This window comes from Streptomyces sp. NBC_00299, assembly GCF_036173045.1.
Lineage (GTDB): Bacteria > Actinomycetota > Actinomycetes > Streptomycetales > Streptomycetaceae > Streptomyces > Streptomyces machairae.
Map to the genome: position 1 here is coordinate 8748790 of NZ_CP108039.1, position 16238 is coordinate 8765027.

Here is a 16238-nt window from a genome sequence, read left to right on the forward strand (position 1 = left end):
CGCCGAGCGGTTTCGGGCCGTGCAGGATGGAACTCGCCGGAAACGCTGAGGGCGTTCCCGCAGAGTCCCGACAAGGGTGGTGCGCATGACCTCCGACGGCCGATTCCCACAACCGGCCTCGCTCGGCACCTGGCCGACCCCGCTCGAGCCCGTGCCGCGCCTGGCCCGCGCGCTCGGTCTAGGGCCGGACGACCTGTGGGTCAAACGGGACGATCTCACGGGCCTGGGCGGCGGCGGAAACAAGATCCGCAAGCTCGAGTGGCTGTGCGGCGCGGCGCTGGCCGAGGGCGCGACGACCCTCGTGACCACAGGCGCGCCGCAGAGCAATCACGCGCGGCTGACCGCGGCCGCTGCGGCCCGGCTGGGCCTGGGTGCCGTACTCGTGCTCGCCGGCACACCCGGATCGTCGGCGTCCGGAAACCTGGCCCTGGACGGGCTCTTCGGCGCCAGGGTCGTCTGGGCGGGGTCCGCAGGCGGCGAAGCGCTCGCCGCGACGGCGGTTCAGGTGGAGCAGCAGCTACGCAACCGGGGCGAGGTCCCGGTGCTGATCCCCTTCGGCGGTTCCAGCGTGACCGGTGCGCGCGGCTATCAGGAGTGCGGGCGTGAACTCCTCACGCAGGCCCCGGACATCTCCACCGTCGTGGTCGCACTGGGCTCCGGCGGGACCATGGCCGGCCTGGTCGGCGCACTGGGCGCCGAGCGCGTCCTCGGCGTCCACTGCGGCGCCGTCCCCGACCCTGCCGGGACCGTGGCCACGCTCGTCTCCGGGCTGTCCGGCACACACCAGGCCCCGGAAGCGCTCCGAGTGAGGCTCGACCAGGTGGGCGACGGATACGCCGCACTGACCGAGCCCGTCATGGCCGCGCTGACCCTCACTGCCCGTACCGAAGGTCTCGTGCTCGATCCCGTCTACACCGGGCGCGCGATGGCGGGCCTCGCCGCAGCCGTCGAGGACGGCGACATCCGCCCCGGCCGACGCACCGTCTTCCTGCACTCGGGCGGCCTACCTGGACTCTTCGGTCACCAGGCGACCCTCACGAGAGCGGAGGCCGAGCTGACCGCCGAAGACTGAACGGCTCGCCGCCGAGGCACAGGGGCCAGGGGGCGAGGTGCCTTCCTCCTCGGCCGCCGACCGCGCGTGCGGGGCCGGCTGACCGCACGTGCGGGGCCGGCGCAATGCAGGGATGCTCGAATGGGTCGGCTTGCCGGCCGGCAGCCATCGGCCGACCGGACGAGATGCCCTGGAGGCGGAGATGACGTTGAACCGGCTCGGCCTGGTCGTGCACGGCGGACGTCCGGAGGCCGTCGAAGCGGCTCGGGTGGTCCGAGCGTGGTGTGAGGAGCACGCCGTGCGGTGCACGGACATCGACGTGTGGGGCGAGGACGGGCACCGCCGCGGTGCCCGTGCGGAGGTCGAGGCCGCGGGCAATCCCGACCTCGTCGTCACCCTGGGCGGAGACGGCACCTTCCTGCGCGGCGCCCGGCTGGCAGCGCAGAACGACGCCCTGGTCCTGGGCGTCGATCTCGGACGGGTGGGCTTTCTGACGGAGGTGCCGGCCTCCGGGGTGCGTGCCGCGCTGGACGCGGTGCGCGAGGACCGGCTGACGCTCGACACGCGCATGTTGCTCGCCATGCGCGCCTCCTGCCCCCTGAAAGTGCCGGCGGGTCTGGAGGAATGGGTGCGGTACGGCCGTGGCCCGCTCCTGCCGCCGCCTCAGGTGCGCCCGGACTGCGAGATCAACGACGAGTGGGGCATCCCCCTCGACGTGACCGCGCTCAACGACGTCGTGCTGGAGAAGCTGGCCCGGGACCGCCAGGTGTCGGTCGGTGTGTACATCTCCGGCAGGCTCCTGGCCGCCTACTCCGCCGACGCGCTGCTGGTGGCCACCCCGACCGGCTCGACCGCCTACAGCTTCGCCGCCGGCGGGCCCGTCGTCTCGCCGCGCGCCGAGGCCCTCGTCTTCACGCCGGTCGCCCCGCACATGGCGTTCGACCGGTCGATCGTCACGGCTCCCAACGAGGCCGTCGGGCTGCGTGTCCTCGAACGGTCGGGACCGGCGGCCGTCAGCATCGACGGACAGGTGCGGGGCGTTCTGGACCCGGGAGACTGGATCGGCGTGTACGCGGCGCCGCGCCGGCTGCGGGCCGCACGGCTCGGCCCGATGGACTTCTACGGCCGGCTGCGCGAGCGGATGAACCTGACCGACGCCCCGGCCGCCGTCGCCGACGGGAGTCCGGCGCCCCTCTGGTCGGTGAGCACGCCACCGCCCGGTGACCTTGCCCATCTGGCGCTGCTGGGGGTTCCGGACGGTCCGTCGACCATTCAGTGACAGCCGGCCGAAGGGGGCGCCGGCCATGGCCCGGTGCACGTCCGGAACCTCGTGATGCTGCCGTCTTGCCCCGCACAGGAAGGAGCCTGCACGGGGCGTCGGCGGGTTGTGCGGGTGTCAGGCGCAGAGCACGCGCGTCTCCGGCGTGAAGACCGGACCGCCGCTGGCGTTCGTCGCGTCGCTGAACTCGGCGTAGTAGTACGAGTAGAAGCCGATGTTGCCGTTGCAGCCCGAGTCGGCGGCGACCTGGAGGGTCAGCGTGACGGTGCGGCTCTGTCCGGGCGGGATGGTGGCGCCGTAGTTCTGGCCGAGGTTGCTGGGCCCGGTGCCCGCACAGGGCGTGCTGCCGGCGGCGGTGGCGAGGGTGCAGCCCGTGAAGCTGTACTTCAGGTCGGGGCGCTGCGTGGTGAGCCACGTCGGCTCGATCGTCTGGTAGACGAACAGGACGTCGTACGTCTTGTTGTTGGTCAGCGTCATCGAGAGTTGCACCGTGCCGCCGGGTGTGGTGGTGGCGGAGTCGGCGGTGAACGTCAGGGCGGCCGGGGCCGGGTCGGCGCTCGCGCTGGGGGCCAGGCCGAACACGGCGAGCAGGAGACCGAGGACGGCGGAGAGACCCAGGCGTCTCATACGTGGTGATCGCATGGCCCGGGAGGCTAGGCATCCGGCGCGCACGTCGTCTGCCCCTCGAAGGGCGCTCCGGTCATCGACAGGCCGAATGTGTCCCTCGTGTAATGGACCTGCGGCGGCAGTGTGAAGCCCCTGCTGAGGGCGCATATGTGCACGCAGGAGGCGGGACGGGCCCCTGCGGGGTGCGATGAAGTGCCCGTCGCCCGCGAGGTGCCTGATGCTGATATTGGCGTGATTCCGGATGTGCCGGGAGCCGTGGCGCGAAGTCCGGTGCGGAGGTTCTCGGGCATTCGTCGATTTCCGGCCTGGGCGGACACTGACGGTATGACCCGCACTCTCGTGGACCCGTACTCCGTCCCGGACGAACTGCGTCCCTACCTCCAGGAGGTCGTCCACCGCACGCACGCCCTGTGCGGATCCCACCTGGTGAGCGTCATCGCCGTCGGCTCCGTCGCGCTCGGCGACTACCGGCACGGACGCAGCGACGTCGACGTGACGGTGGTCGTGGACGGCGCCCTCCCCGGCCGAGCGCGCCCCGGCCGAGCCCTCCCCGAACTGGCCGCCGCACTGGCCCACCCCGCCCTGCCCTGCCCCGCGACGGGACTTGAACTCGTCGTCTACGACCGCGACTTCGCGGCCCGGCCTTCCGGCGAGGCCGGGTACCTGCTGGACCTCAACACGGGACCGCTCCTGCCCGAACGAGCCAGCCTCGACCCGTCGGAGTCGCCCGCGTTCTGGTACGTCATCGACCGTTCCGTCGCCCGGCAAGCCGGCCGTGTGCTGTACGGCAGGCCGGCGCGGGAGGTGATCGCCGAGCCCGCACGCGCCGACGTGCTCAGGGCGATCCGTGCCTCGGTCCGGGAGCACAGTGCCGGCGAAGGGCATCTCGCGGACAACCGGGTCCTCAACGGCTGCCGCTCCGTGCAGTTCTGCCGTACGGGCCGCTGGCAGGCCAAGCGCCGGGCGGCGGAGGCGGTCGCGGCAGCCGAGGAACGTTTCCGTCCGCTGTTGCGGGCCGCGCTGCACAGCTACGAACGCCCCTCCCGCACGGCCGCGACCGCACTGCCCGCCAACGACGTACAGGCCTTCCTGGTTTGGGTGGCGGAACGCGTCGACGAGTCGGTCGAAGCGGACCGGCGGGGGTAGCGCCGCACGCCCCACCACCTCAGCCTGTCTGCGCCTCGCCCGAGAAGGCGGGCCGGTCGCCGACCCGGACGCGGCCCACGCCCTCACCGCCGGCCCATCCAGTCACCCGCACCTGCGTGGCGTCCAGCCGGACGAGGTGTCCGTCCGGGGACCTCCGTACGGTGGCCGGGTCGAGTGGCGAACTCCGTCAGCAGCTCGTCGTCCTGCACCATGTGGTGCGTGCCGGCGGGCAGCAGCAGCCAGGGGTGACCAGCACGTCGGACGAGAACATCGGCACCCCGTCGGCCGCCGCCACGAGATCCGCCGAAGCTCGAACCCGGTGTCCCGTGTCGCTGCTTGCGGCAGCAGAGTCGGGACCCCTCCCGGGGGGTCGTCCCTACGATCGCGGCATGTTCTCGGGACGAGGTGCGATCAGGCGGACGTGGCCTTTGCCGCTGGCTGTGGCCGCCGGAGTGCTGCTGACCGCGTGCAGTGGCGATCCGGCGCCTGCCGAGCCGACACCGTCGCCTGCGAGGTCGTCGGAGTCGGCCACCGCTTCAGCCGCCCCGGACTCCTCCGCGTCCGCAACGACATCGCAGCTGACGCGGGACATCAAGGCCGCCTACGATGCCGCGACCGACGCGTACCCGGACGTCGACCTGGACAAGTGCTCGAGGACGACTTCACTGGACGACAGGCGCTGCGGGGCTGCGCTCACCGCGGCCGAGAACGTCGCCGCCGACACGGAACGACGGCTGCGGGCCAAGAAGCCCGAGTACGCGGATGTGTTGTACAGCGACGTCTTCCTCACCACCAGCGCAGTCCAGGACGGCATCGACCGGCTGCGTGACCCGATTCCCTGCTACGGACTCAGCGACGCGGCGGAGCCTCCGCCGCCGCTTCGGGCGGAGGCCGAGAGCATCTGTGCCGAGGGCGCAGACATCTTCAAGATCGAGTGGGGGATCTTCCTCAACAGCGTCACCCCTTGAGCCGTCCGATGACGTGCGCACGTGCTGCGGCAGGCCCGGCTCCCCTCACGGCAGCAAGCGCTGTTCCTTCGCTACCGCTACCGCGCCTGCCCGGGTGTCGACGCCGAGCTTGTCGTAGATGCGGCGCAGGTGGGTCTTGACGGTGGCCTCGCTGATGAACAGGGCGCACGCGATGTCGCGGTTGCCGATGCCGCGGGCGAGCTGGGTGAGGATGTCACGCTCACGGTCGGTGAGGGTGGGGCGGGGTCGGCGGAGGTTGGCCATGACGCGGCCCGCGACCGGCGCGGACAGGGCGGGGCGTCCCTCGGCGGCGGCGTGGATCGCGGCGAAGAGTTCGTCGGGGCGCTCGGCCTTGAGCAGATAGCCGGTGGCGCCCGCCTCGATGGCGCGGGTGATGTCGGCGTCGGTGTCGTAGGTGGTCAGGACCAGGACGTGGGGGGAGGCGCCGGGGGCCGACGTCAGGCGGCGGGTGGTTTCCACGCCGTCGATGCCCTCGCCCAGTTGCAGATCCATCAGCACCACGTCCGGCGCGAGTTTCGCGGCCAGCGCGAGCGCCTCCTCGCCGGTGCCGGCCTCCCCGACGACCTCGATGTCGGGCGCACTGTCGAGCAGCGCGAGCAGGCCGGCCCGTACGACGGCGTGGTCGTCGCAGACGAGGATGCGTACGGCAGCGCGGTCGGGGGTCATCGGGGCGCCTCCAGGGGAACGGCCGCGGACAGGACGGTGCCCTCGCCGGACGCGGAGTCGACGGTGAGGCTTCCGCCGAGCGCGCGCAGCCGGGCCCGCATGGCGGGCAGTCCGTGGCCGCGTCCGGCGCCGGGGGAGTCGGGAGTTGCGGCCGGGTCGAAGCCGTGGCCGTCGTCGGAGACGTCCAGGACGACCTCGTCGTCGAGGAGGGTCAGGGTGAGGGCGGCGCTGCTCGCGCAGGCGTGCTCACGGACGTTGGCCAGGGCGCCCTGGGCGATGCGCAGCAGGGCGGACTGGACACGGTCGGGCAACTGCGGGAGGCGCTCGGCACCGTCGACGTGGAGGCGTACGGAGAGGTCGGCGCCGGACTCCCGCCCGGCCAGCGTGCGCAGGGCCTGATCGAGACCACCGCCGGCGAGGTCGGCGGGGGCCAGGTCGTGTACGAAGCGCCGGGCCTCGGCGAGGTTGTGCGCGGCGACGGACGCGGCGGTGCGCACATGGGCGCGGGCCTTGTCCGGTTCGGTGTCCCACACCCGGTCCGCCGCCTGCAGCAGCATCTGCTGGCTGGACAGACCCTGGGCGAGCGTGTCGTGGATCTCCATGGAGAGCCGCTGGCGTTCGGCGAGAGTGCCCTCGCGGCGTTCGGAGGCGGCGAGTTCGTGGCGGGTGCGGATCAGGTCGTCGATCAGGACGCGCTGGCGCGCGGTGTGCCGTTCCATCTGGAGGAAGACGGCGGTGGCGAGGGCGGCGACGGCGGGCGGCGCGAGGACCAGGTTCGGGTCGAAGCGGCCCGACAGCTGTACCTGCGCGGCGACGACGAACACCGTCAGGACCGCCACGAGAACCAGAGCCGCGCGGGCCGGCAGCGTGCGAAGACCGGTGTAGAAGAGGGGCACCGCGCACCAGGCGAAGCTGGGCGCGAGCACGACCAGGACCATCCACACCACGACGACCAGTGCCAGCCAGGCCGAGTGCCGCCGCGTGGGCCGCGGGCGCGTGTCGCCGGTCCTCGGGCCCAGCAGATGCAGGACGGCGAGCACGACGCACAGCGCGATGATCCAGGGAGTACGCGGTTCGCCGGGATGCCGCAGCACGAACCGGGCCAGCGCTCCGCCGAGCAGCAGGAAGAACGCCGCGTGCATCACGACGCCGAGCCACCGGGTGTCCACGGTGCTCGGTTCGTAGGACCGGTTCGGCATCCTGGGCCCGCCTCCTTTCCTGCTCACGCCCGCTGAACTGGGCAAACACCTCCATTGTGACCCGGCGCCCGGCCCGGGCAGGTCAACCGATCGGATGACCCCGGTGTCGTCCGTCGTACTGCCCCCATGCAGCCGGAACGTCGACGGTCCGGGCCCTGTTTCGGGCCGAGGGTGGAGAGCGGACGAAGCGGGGCGGCAACCGGGCCGCCCGCCCACCGAAGGAGTGGACCGACCCATGAACCCCGTGCACAAGAAGTTCTCCCGCCGCGCTCGCGTCGCCACCGGCGGTGCCGTGCTCGCCGTCGTCGCCCTGGCCGGCTTCGGTGCCGTGTCCGCCAACGCCTCGGCGCCCGCCGCGAAGCCCGCGACCGCCACCTCGGCCAACGCCCCCGCCCGGGCCACCACCACCTCCACCCACCTGACGATCGACGCCGCCACCAAGGCGGCACAGGCCGCGCTCGACGCCGCCGAGAAGGAGAACCAGCGCGTCACCGTCGCCGTCGTCGACCGCAACGGCAACACCGTCGTCACCCTGCGCGGCGACGGCGCCGGCCCGCAGTCCTACGAGTCCGCCGAGCGCAAGGCGTACACCGCGGTCTCCTGGAACGCCCCCACCTCTCAGCTGGCCGAGCGCCTGGAGCAGGCCCCGAACCTGAAGGACATCCGCGGCACCCTGTTCCTCGCGGGCGGCGTCCCCGTCACCGCCGGCAACGCGCCCATCGCCGGCATCGGCGTCGCGGGCGCCCCGTCCGGCGCGCTGGACGAGAAGTTCGCGCAGGCGGGGGCGAACTCAGTGGCCCGCTGACCCGCTGACGTCCGGACCGCTTCACGCGCCGCTGCCGAGCACTCCGGCAGTGAACCTCGCCAGCTGCTCGCGCAGCTCCTCGCGTGGCACCGCCTTCGCCCCGGCCAGGTACTCGACGAGGTCGGCCCGGGTGGCGGCGAGCAGCGCGTGGGCGGCGAAGTCGCTGCCGGACACGCCCGGGACGCGGTCCAGGAGATCGCGGAGCAGGGAGTGCCAGTGCTCGTAGTGGTCCGCGTGGTAGGGGCTGTCGGCACCGGTGGTCTCAAGCGCCAGCGCGAGATGGCGGTTGTCGAGCTTGAAGCACAGGACGGCGTCGAGCAGGGCCGGTACGCGCTGAAGGGGCGGCGTGGCCGGGCCCAGCGGCGCAGGGCCCTCTTCCACGGCGACCCTCAGGGGGTCGAGTCGCGCGCTCACCAGTGCGTGGATCAGGCCCGTGCGGTCGCCGAAGGCGCGGAAGAGGGTCGCCTTGCCGACGCCGGCCGCCGCCGCGATGTCGGCCATGGTGACCTCGTCCGGGCTCCGGCATTCGGCGAAGAGGGTGTCGGCCGCAGCGAAGGCGGCTGCCCGGTTGCGGGCCGCGTCCTTGCGGGGCTTGCGTTCGGCCATGGGGCTCGGCATGGGACTCCTCCGTTACTCCTCCGCTTGAAAAGTGGACCGGCGGTCCGTATCGTTCACGGAGGAAGCGGCCCGCCGGTCCGTATCGTACGGGAGGACACGCCCATGCCCGCAACCACCTCACCGGCGGATCTGTACCGCCACAGCCTGCGGCTGCTGCTGGACAAGGACATTTCCGCCTGGGTCGGCCTCTGGGCCGACGACGGCGTCATGGAGTTCCCCTTCGCGCCCACGGCGTGGCCCGCGCGACTCGAGGGCCGGGCGGCCGTCGCCGACTACATGCGGGACTACCCGGACCACATCGACCTGCACGACTTCCCCGACCTGCGGATTCACGAGACGACCGACGCCGGGACCATCGTGGTCGAGATGCGCGGGGTGGGCCGTGTGGTCGAGACCGGAGGCGCCTTCGACATGACCTACATCGCCGTCGTGACCGTCCAGGACGGTCGCTTCACCTCCTACCGCGACTACTGGAACCCCCTGGCGGTCCAGGCATCCGGCGTGGACTTCACCGGGAGCAGCGCCCGATGACCGTCACCCGCACCGCCCTGGTCATGGGCGCCACCGGCACCACGGGCAGCCGTACCGCCGCACAGCTGATCACCGCCGGCCACCGCGTCAAGGCCGCGAGCCGTCGTGCCACCCTGCTGCCGGGCACCGAACCGGTCCGCTTCGACTGGTACGACCCCGCCACCTTCGGAGCCGCCCTCACCGGGGCCGACAGCGTCTATCTGGTGCCGCCGATCGGCGATCCGGCCCCGGCCGCGGTCATGCTGCCCTTCCTCCGGCAGGCCCGCGCCTGCGGTGTGGAGCGTGCCGTACTGCTGAGTTCCTCGGCGATCCCCGAGGGCGGCCCGGCGGTGGGAGCGGTGCACCGGGCCCTGCCCGGCCTGTTCGACGAGTGGGCGGTGCTGCGGCCCTCGTGGTTCATGCAGAACTTCACCGGCACGCACGCCCACGCCGACAGCATCCGCGACCACGGCGTCATCCGGACCGCCGCCGGGGGCGGACAGGTCGGCTTCGTCGACGCCGAGGACATCGCCGCCGTCGCCGGACGTGCCCTGACCGACGAGCGCGCCCCTGACTCGGACCTGATCCTGACCGGGCCGGAAGCACTCAGCCACGACGACATCGCCGCGATCGTCACCCAGGTCACCGGCCGCCGCGTCACCCACGACCGCCTGACCTACGACGACATGCGCGACCGTCTCGCCGCGGTGATCCCGCTGGAGTTCGCCACGATGCTGGCCGACATGGACCGCGCCATCGCCGGGGGAGCGGAGGACCGGACCACCGACACCGTCCTGCGCCTGACCGGCCGCCCGCCGAACGGGTTTCGGGTGGTGGCGGAACGGGAGCTGGCACCGACGCAGCCTCAGCCGGTGCCGGAGACCGGTCCGATCCGGTAGGGGAGCGTCGCCGCCGCGCCGGTACGGACACCCGCCCCGCGGGGAAGGATGACCCTCATGGCGAGCATCGTCGTACTGGGTGCCGCGCTCGGCGGCCTGCAGACCGCTCTGCTGCTGGCCGCGGACGGCCATCAGGCGACCCTGCTGGAGCGCGACCCGCATCCCCCGCCGTCGGATCCGGACGTGGCGTGGTCGCAGTGGCATCGCCCCGGCATCCCGCAACTGCGCCTCACCCACCTCCCCCTCGCCCGTTGGCTCCAACTGGCCGAGACGCACCTGCCGGGCCTGGCCGGGCAGATGACGGCGGCCGGGGCCGTCCGCATGAACGCGCTGGCACCCGAACCGGGCCTGCGCGGTGGCCTGTCGGCCGCCGACGCGCGCTTCGACACGCTGGCGGCCCGGCGTTGCCTGCTCGAGTACGTCGCCACGCGCGCGGCCGAGGCCGCCGGTGTCCGCGTCGAGCGGGGGGTCGCATGCCGGGGCCTGCGGAGCCGGTCGGACGGCGGACGCGGCGTCGACCGTTCCGCGCCCCGCTCCCGCGCACCGCATGTCACCGGCGTGGACACCAACACGGGACCACGGACCGCCGATCTCGTCGTCGACTGCACCGGACGCCGTTCGCCGCTGCCCTCCTGGCTGCGTGACCTCGGCGTGCCGGGCCCGGTCGAGGAAGCGGGGCGGCGCGGATTCACGTACTACTGCCGCTACTTCCGGTCGTCCGACGGCGCCCTGCCCGCGAGTACGTTCCCCCTGATCGAGGAGCATGGTTCCCTCGGCCTTCTCCGCATCCCGGCCGACCACGGCACCTACTCGCTCGGCCTCATCAGCCGCAGCGACGACCACGAACTGAGTCGGCTGCTGCGTCACGAACGTGCCTGGTCGGCCGCGGTGCGCTTGTTCCCCGGCGCGGACGCCTGGCTGGAGGGCCGTTCCCTCACCGACGGGGTCCAGATCATGGCCGGACTCACGGACCGCAAACGGACCCTGTACGACGCCGAACTTTCCCTCGTCACCGGGCTGGTGGCCGTCGGCGACGCGTGGGCGGTCACCGTGCCGAGCATCGGCCGCGGACTGGCGATGAGCCTCCAGCACAGTCTGATGCTCCGTGACGTCCTCCGGCAGAACGGCACCGGTGACCCGGTCGGCCTCGTCACCGCGTTCGGCCGAGCGACGCGGGACGGGCTGGGGCACGTGTACCGGCAGTGCACCTCCTACACCCGTCACCGCCTCGCCGAGATGGACGCACACGCAGCCGGCCGCCCCTACCGGCACCCCGACTGGGACCGGGCGAGGGCACTGACGCTCCTCGCCGGCCGCGACCCGGACGCGCTGCGGGCGGAGCGGGCCGGCGCACATCTCCTGCCCGGTGCGGGGAAGGAGCTGAGCGCTCCGGCCTTGGTGGAGGCGGTGACGCGGGCCGTACCGGAAGTCGAGCAGCGTATGCCGCCGGGCCCCTCGCGGTCGGAGCTCCTCGACGCCCTCAGCGCCTAGCGCCGAGTGCCTGCGCCTCAGCGCACCTCATGCACGCCCCTCCGCCCGTGTGTCGTCGAGCGCGTACAACCCAGTGACCCGCGCACCACGCAACCGCTTCGCCTCGATCGCCTTCATCCCGGCGTGCAAGGCGGTCGTGCCATGGCGGTACGCGTCCTCGATCGGCTCGTAGTAGGTGAGGGCGAAGTACGCGAACGAAGCCGGGCGTTCGGGGTCGACGCCGACCGCGCGCAGCCAAGTGGTGCCGCCCTGGTGGTAGTAGAGGCAGAAGCCGGTCATGCGGGGACCGTCGTAGGCGGCGACGACTCGGGCGCGTTCGCCCATCGCGTCGGCCTGTCGTTTCAGCAGGCCCGTCATCGCGTCGGTGTCGTCACCGTGGCCGTGGGATCGCTGCAGCGCCGCCAGCAGCCGCCCGGCGTCCTCGTAACAGTCCATGAGGTACAGGCGTCGTACGTCGAGCCCCGCCGCTTCGAATGCGGCACGTTCATGCCGTATCGCCACGCGGCGCTTGGACGGCAGGGCCGCCAGATAGTCGTCGAACCCGGCGCCGGGCAGCGGAATCGTCGCGTCGTCCTCCATGTGGTGCGGGGGCGTGTCGTACAGGGGCGCGAGCCGTCGCGTGGCGGGCTCGGTCAGATAGGGCCACCAGTGCGAGGTCCCGTGCCGGCCGGCGTGGTCGCGTGCCGCATCGCGGAGCAGGGACAGGCTTTGAAGCTCGACATCGCCGGGAAGGCGCGGGTCGGTCAACGGCGTGTTGTGGTAGCCGCGTCGGGCGCCCGCGATCACGCGCGGCCTCTCCGCGCCGGGCGGCAGGTGCGTGGGCTCGTAGTAGGTGTTGGGCTCGCTGTGCACGAAGTACAGGGGCGCGGCCGCGGCCAGGGCGCCGTCGTCGTCGCGGATCAGCGCGTACGAGACGGTCGCGGTGGGGTCGCTCTCCTCGCCGGCGAGCCAGCGGTGCGACAGGTACACCCCCGCGTGCTCCGCGAGCCGGTCCCAGTCCGCCGCCGGCACGGCGTGGACGCTGCTGACGATCTCGGTCTTCATGTCTGCTGCCTTCCGCCCTGCGCGGCAGGGGACTTGAGGGCGGGGATCGCCGCAAGGGCCACGAGACACGTCACGCCCTGCACGGTCCAGGGGAGCAGGGCGTGGGCGTCGAGGAGGCCGGTGAAAAGGGCGGGGGCGGCGATGTTGCCCGCGGACCAGGAAAGTTGGTACAGGCTCTGCCTGCTGCCGCGGGCCGCGCCGGGGGTGAGCGTCACGGACAGCTCGCTGACGGCCGGCGAGTAGAAGATCTCGGCCAGGCTGAACAGCACGATCGCAGTGACCAGGGCCGGCCATGCGGGCAGGTCGGCGTCGGGCAGCGCCGGCGCGGCGAACGCCAGCATGGCGCATACCAGCAGGACATGACCCAGGGCCATGGTGTGCCGGGGCTGCCCTGGGGCGGCGTGTGCCGTCAACGGGCTGGTGAGGGTGGAGACCATCGCGGTGTTCACCACGAGCAGGATGCTCGCGGACCAGGCAGGCAGCCCGAGCGTCTCGGTGGCGTACACGGCGATGAGCACCGACAGCATGGCCTGGGACAGGACGAAGGGGATGTTGCACGTCACCAGGAGCAGGTATCGGCGCACGTCGCCGGCGTCGGACTTGGCGCGTGCCGCCCGGTCCTCGCTCGGCGGCTCTTCGGGGGCGCTCTGCGGCGGCGGGGTCGTCGGAACGCGCGCGAAGCAGAACGCCGCCAGCAGATACAGCGGTGCCGCCGTGACCACGAGCCACGTCAGGGCGTCCGTGCCGAACAGTGCCAGCGTGCCTGCCGCCAGCAGCGCCCCCACACCGATGCCGATGTTGCGCAGGCTGCCGGTGAAGGCGAACCAGCTGCGCGTCTGCGAGGCCGGTGCGGCGTGCAGGATCAGCGTGCGCTGTGCCGTGTAGTAGGAGTTGATGCCGGACTGCACCAGAAGGTAGGCGCCGGCGATCTGCCAGGGCCGCTCGGCGAGGAGGAAAGAGAGGAAACCGGCCGCGCTGACGACATTGGCGATGACGGTGAGACGTCTGGGCCCACGCCGGTCCATGACCCGGCCGGCGACGAAGACGACGGGCAGGGCGGCCAACTGGCCCACGGTGACGGCAGCTCCGACCGCGGCGAGGGGCAGATCGCGCACGGTCGTGAAGTACAGCAGGCCCAGCGGCAGAAGCATGCCGTTGCCGAGGGAGTCGATGAGGTTGCCCGTGATGAACCGGCCGTGTCCGCGTGTGGCCGGGATGCCGAGCACGCGACGCAGCCGGGACCCACGGGGTGCACGGGGCGTGACGGTGCCGGTCATGGGGTGAGCAGGGCCCGGATCTTGCCCAGGATCTCCTGACGCGGCCAGCCCACTGTCCGGTGCAGCTCCTCCAGTTGCTTGACGGTCTGTTGCTCGTCGCCCTCTGCGAGCGTGAACACGACGATGTCGCCGTGACTGGTGTCGTCGATCACCAACTCGTGCGCCGTCACCAGATCCAGACGGTCAGTCAGTTCCGTCCTTGCCCGCTCCGGCAGGCGTTCGGGGGAGAGGAACTCGATGGCCCATCCCGTACGTCGCACGGGGGCCGGGCTGTAGTGGCCGCGGGCCAGGGCCGCCAGGGCGTCGAACGTGTTCGTCGTGGAGGCGGCGCAGGACAGTGTGGTGGCGCCGCCGATCCGGGGGTTGATCTCCAGGACCACGTACCGCGAACCGGTGTAGATCATGTCGACGTTGACGGAGCCGTGGACGCCGAGGTCCTCGCACAAGGCGATCAGCTTCGCCGCGACGGGTTCGAAATCGGCGTCGGCCTGCGGCCGGGGCCCGCACCAGCGCAGGCCGGCGAAGGTGAACACCGGCTCGGTGCCCGCCGTGCCGGTCCAGCACACGGGCAGGACACGGTACTTGCCCGGCTCGCCCACCACATCCACCGAGCACAGTGCTCCCGCCACGCACTCCTCGATCACCGCGGACACCTCGGGCGGATCGGCGAGGTACGCATCCAGAGCGGCGGAGTCGGGCAGCGCCCTGATCCCCATGCTGGTGGAGTCCCACAACGGCTTGGACAAGATTGGAAAGCCGATGCCGGCGGCCGAGGCGCGCAGGGCGTCCGTGTAGGCGGGAAACGCCACGCCGCGCCCGGCGAGCAGATCGGAGTCGACCTTGACGCCACGCGGGGTGTCCAGGCCCGCGCGGGCGAGGAGCTGCTTGGTCTCCCACTTGTCGCACAGGGCCAGGGTCGACGGCAGCGGGGTCATAACCGTGGGGATTCCCCGGGCGTCGAGGATTTCCTTGACGGTGGCGTCCCGCAGCGCGTTCTCGCAGGGCAGGGAGATGGACACGGCGGCGTCCGCGCCCCACGCGGCGACCTCGTGGGCGAAGTCGGCGGGTGTGACGGCGGGGTCGAGACGGCGGCGCGTGCCGGGGAAGTCCCCTTCGTCCGCCGTACCGTGGGTGTGGAACAGACAGCTCTCGATGCCCTGTCGGGCCAGGTCGCGGACGGTTCGCTGGATGTACGGGTCGGCGCGTCGGATCTCCACGGACCGCAGAAACGCGATCTTCCGGACGGGACTGGGCACGGATCAGCTCACTTTCACCAGGGAGTCGGCGATCACTTGGCCGGCAAGGCGGCGGGCCTCGTCGACGGACGCGGCGCGTGCCACGACGTGCCCGACCCGGCCGGAACTGTCGGAAGGTTCGGGCACCCGTTGTCCGGGACGAATGTCGATGTGGCTGTGGGTGCCGGGCACGTCGGGGATGAGGACGTCCTCCACCACCCCTGCCCGGTCGGGCAGCAGAAAGCGCAGCGCGGCCGCCTCCTCGCGGGTCGGCGCGATGTGCGGCAGCTGCCCGGTGACGGCCTGCAGATAGGCGACCGCTTCACTGACGCCGGTCGCGGCCTCGACGATCTCGCAGATGTTGTCGCCGGGCAGCCGGGCCCCGGTCTCGATGACGACAGGTTCGCCGCCGGGAGGGACCTTCACCTCGGTGTGGGCGATGCCGTTGCGCACCCCGACGGCGAGGGCCGCACGCGCCGCGGTGTCCTGGATCGCCCGTACCGTGCGCGGGTCGAGGCCGGCCGGGCAGGAGTGCCCGGTCTCCACCCGGTAGGTGCCCGCCGTGGTGTCCTTGCGGACCACGGGCAGCGGATAGGGCACGCCCTCGTGCACGACCGTGTCGGCGGAGAACTCCTCGCCGGGCACGTAGCTTTGCAGCAACACCCGTGAGTCCAGCGGCAGACCGTGCGGCTCGGCGCGGGTGAACCGCCCGGCGGCGGCCACCGCGGCATCGAGTCCGTCCGGGCCCGCCACCACGCTCACGCCCCATGAGCCGCCCTGCTCGGCCGGCTTGACGACCAGCGGCCACCCCAACCGGCCGGAGACGGCGACGGCGTGCGCCTGCTCGGCGCCGGTGACCACCGCCTCCGCGGGGGCGGCCACGCCCGCCGCGCGAAACGCCTCCCCCATGACGATCTTGTTGCGGGCCGCCTTGGCGCGCAGCGGATCGTTGCCCGGCAGCCCGAGGCGCGCGGCGAGCAGCGCGGCCAGCGGGGTCAGCAACTCCCAGCAGACCGCGACTCCTGCGATGCGATGCTCCCGGCAGAACACCTCCATGTCGTCCAACGCGCGCCTGGTGTCGGCCAGTTCGGTCAGGCACACCCCGGCGAGGCCGCGGGCCAGCCACGGTTCGTAGCCGGCGTGCACCCGCTCGTCGGTGGCCGCGTACACCCGTATGCCCAAGCGGTCGGCTGCCTCCGCGAGGAAGCGTCCCGCATTGCCCATCGGCTCGATCACCATCACGCCGGTCGTGCCCGGCTCGTCGCTGCTGTCCACGAACCCAGTGGATCGGTCACGGCGGTGCACCGTCCATCGGGCTGTTCTCTGAAAACAACTTGCTGATGACAGGCCCGAGTTGGCCAAAGCCACAACGATGACGCCCCGCCGGGGGGCGGGAGTTGGT

The 16238-nt window shown here is 72.3% G+C and carries 16 protein-coding genes; 8 read left to right on the top strand and 8 right to left on the bottom strand.

Annotated elements, in window-relative coordinates:
• Positions 1 to 85 precede the first annotated feature (85 nt).
• A complete protein-coding gene (locus OHT51_RS38850; protein WP_328883593.1) occupies positions 86 to 1072 on the top strand; it encodes a pyridoxal-phosphate dependent enzyme in 987 nt (328 codons plus the stop codon).
• A gap of 181 nt (positions 1073 to 1253) precedes the next feature.
• On the top strand, positions 1254 to 2330 hold the full coding sequence (locus tag OHT51_RS38855; protein ID WP_328883594.1) for an NAD(+)/NADH kinase: 1077 nt from the start codon (positions 1254 to 1256) through the stop codon (positions 2328 to 2330).
• A 117-nt stretch (positions 2331 to 2447) separates the two neighbouring features.
• On the opposite strand, the gene OHT51_RS38860 is transcribed toward OHT51_RS38855, so the two are convergent.
• The gene (locus OHT51_RS38860) at positions 2448 to 2957 is read right to left on the bottom strand and encodes a hypothetical protein (RefSeq protein ID WP_328883595.1); all 510 of its coding nucleotides are present in this window, start codon (positions 2955 to 2957) and stop codon (positions 2448 to 2450) included.
• A gap of 324 nt (positions 2958 to 3281) precedes the next feature.
• On the opposite strand from OHT51_RS38860, the gene OHT51_RS38865 reads away from it, so the two are divergent.
• Positions 3282 to 4103 (top strand): aminoglycoside adenylyltransferase domain-containing protein, encoded by an 822-nt coding sequence (locus OHT51_RS38865; protein WP_328883596.1) that lies wholly within the window; start codon positions 3282 to 3284, stop codon positions 4101 to 4103.
• 389 nt (positions 4104 to 4492) lie between these two features.
• Positions 4493 to 5071 (top strand): hypothetical protein, encoded by a 579-nt coding sequence (locus OHT51_RS38870; protein WP_328883597.1) that lies wholly within the window; start codon positions 4493 to 4495, stop codon positions 5069 to 5071.
• A 45-nt stretch (positions 5072 to 5116) separates the two neighbouring features.
• Here the strand turns inward: OHT51_RS38870 and OHT51_RS38875 are convergent, their stop codons facing one another.
• Together OHT51_RS38875 and OHT51_RS38880 are read right to left on the bottom strand one after the other, a co-directional pair.
• The gene (locus OHT51_RS38875; protein WP_328883598.1) at positions 5117 to 5758 is read right to left on the bottom strand and encodes a response regulator transcription factor; all 642 of its coding nucleotides are present in this window, start codon (positions 5756 to 5758) and stop codon (positions 5117 to 5119) included.
• Entirely contained in the window at positions 5755 to 6957 is a 1203-nt protein-coding gene (locus tag OHT51_RS38880; RefSeq protein WP_328883599.1) for a sensor histidine kinase, read from the bottom strand. The genes OHT51_RS38875 and OHT51_RS38880 overlap by 4 nt, the downstream gene beginning before the upstream one ends.
• Positions 6958 to 7192: 235 nt before the next feature.
• On the opposite strand from OHT51_RS38880, the gene OHT51_RS38885 reads away from it, so the two are divergent.
• Complete coding sequence (locus OHT51_RS38885) at positions 7193 to 7762, top strand: GlcG/HbpS family heme-binding protein (protein ID WP_328883600.1); 570 nt, start codon at positions 7193 to 7195, stop codon at positions 7760 to 7762.
• A 21-nt stretch (positions 7763 to 7783) separates the two neighbouring features.
• On the opposite strand, the gene OHT51_RS38890 is transcribed toward OHT51_RS38885, so the two are convergent.
• Positions 7784 to 8368: a TetR/AcrR family transcriptional regulator gene (locus OHT51_RS38890; RefSeq protein WP_328884576.1), complete on the bottom strand. Its 585-nt coding sequence runs from the start codon at positions 8366 to 8368 to the stop codon at positions 7784 to 7786.
• Between the two features lie 114 nt (positions 8369 to 8482).
• Here OHT51_RS38890 and OHT51_RS38895 point away from each other — a divergent pair, with 114 nt between their 5' ends.
• The 3 genes from OHT51_RS38895 to OHT51_RS38905 are packed head-to-tail and all read left to right on the top strand — an operon-like array spanning position 8483 to position 11280.
• Positions 8483 to 8911: a nuclear transport factor 2 family protein gene (locus OHT51_RS38895; protein ID WP_328883601.1), complete on the top strand. Its 429-nt coding sequence runs from the start codon at positions 8483 to 8485 to the stop codon at positions 8909 to 8911.
• A complete protein-coding gene (locus tag OHT51_RS38900; protein WP_328883602.1) occupies positions 8908 to 9789 on the top strand; it encodes an NmrA family NAD(P)-binding protein in 882 nt (293 codons plus the stop codon). Before OHT51_RS38895 ends, OHT51_RS38900 begins: the two co-directional genes overlap by 4 nt.
• 57 nt (positions 9790 to 9846) lie before the next feature.
• The gene (locus OHT51_RS38905; protein WP_328883603.1) at positions 9847 to 11280 is read left to right on the top strand and encodes an FAD-dependent oxidoreductase; all 1434 of its coding nucleotides are present in this window, start codon (positions 9847 to 9849) and stop codon (positions 11278 to 11280) included.
• Between the two features lie 27 nt (positions 11281 to 11307).
• On the opposite strand, the gene OHT51_RS38910 is transcribed toward OHT51_RS38905, so the two are convergent.
• Genes OHT51_RS38910 through OHT51_RS38925 form a run of 4 tightly spaced genes read right to left on the bottom strand, consistent with a single transcriptional unit; the run spans position 11308 to position 16111 of the window.
• A complete protein-coding gene (locus OHT51_RS38910; protein WP_328883604.1) occupies positions 11308 to 12324 on the bottom strand; it encodes a GNAT family N-acetyltransferase in 1017 nt (338 codons plus the stop codon).
• On the bottom strand, positions 12321 to 13601 hold the full coding sequence (locus OHT51_RS38915; RefSeq protein WP_328883605.1) for an MFS transporter: 1281 nt from the start codon (positions 13599 to 13601) through the stop codon (positions 12321 to 12323). The genes OHT51_RS38910 and OHT51_RS38915 overlap by 4 nt, the downstream gene beginning before the upstream one ends.
• Positions 13598 to 14857 (bottom strand): ATP-grasp domain-containing protein, encoded by a 1260-nt coding sequence (locus tag OHT51_RS38920; RefSeq protein ID WP_328883606.1) that lies wholly within the window; start codon positions 14855 to 14857, stop codon positions 13598 to 13600. The genes OHT51_RS38915 and OHT51_RS38920 overlap by 4 nt, the downstream gene beginning before the upstream one ends.
• Positions 14858 to 14860: 3 nt before the next feature.
• Positions 14861 to 16111, bottom strand: coding sequence for an ATP-grasp domain-containing protein (locus OHT51_RS38925; RefSeq protein ID WP_328883607.1), 1251 nt, complete (start codon positions 16109 to 16111; stop codon positions 14861 to 14863).
• Positions 16112 to 16238: the final 127 nt, after the last annotated feature.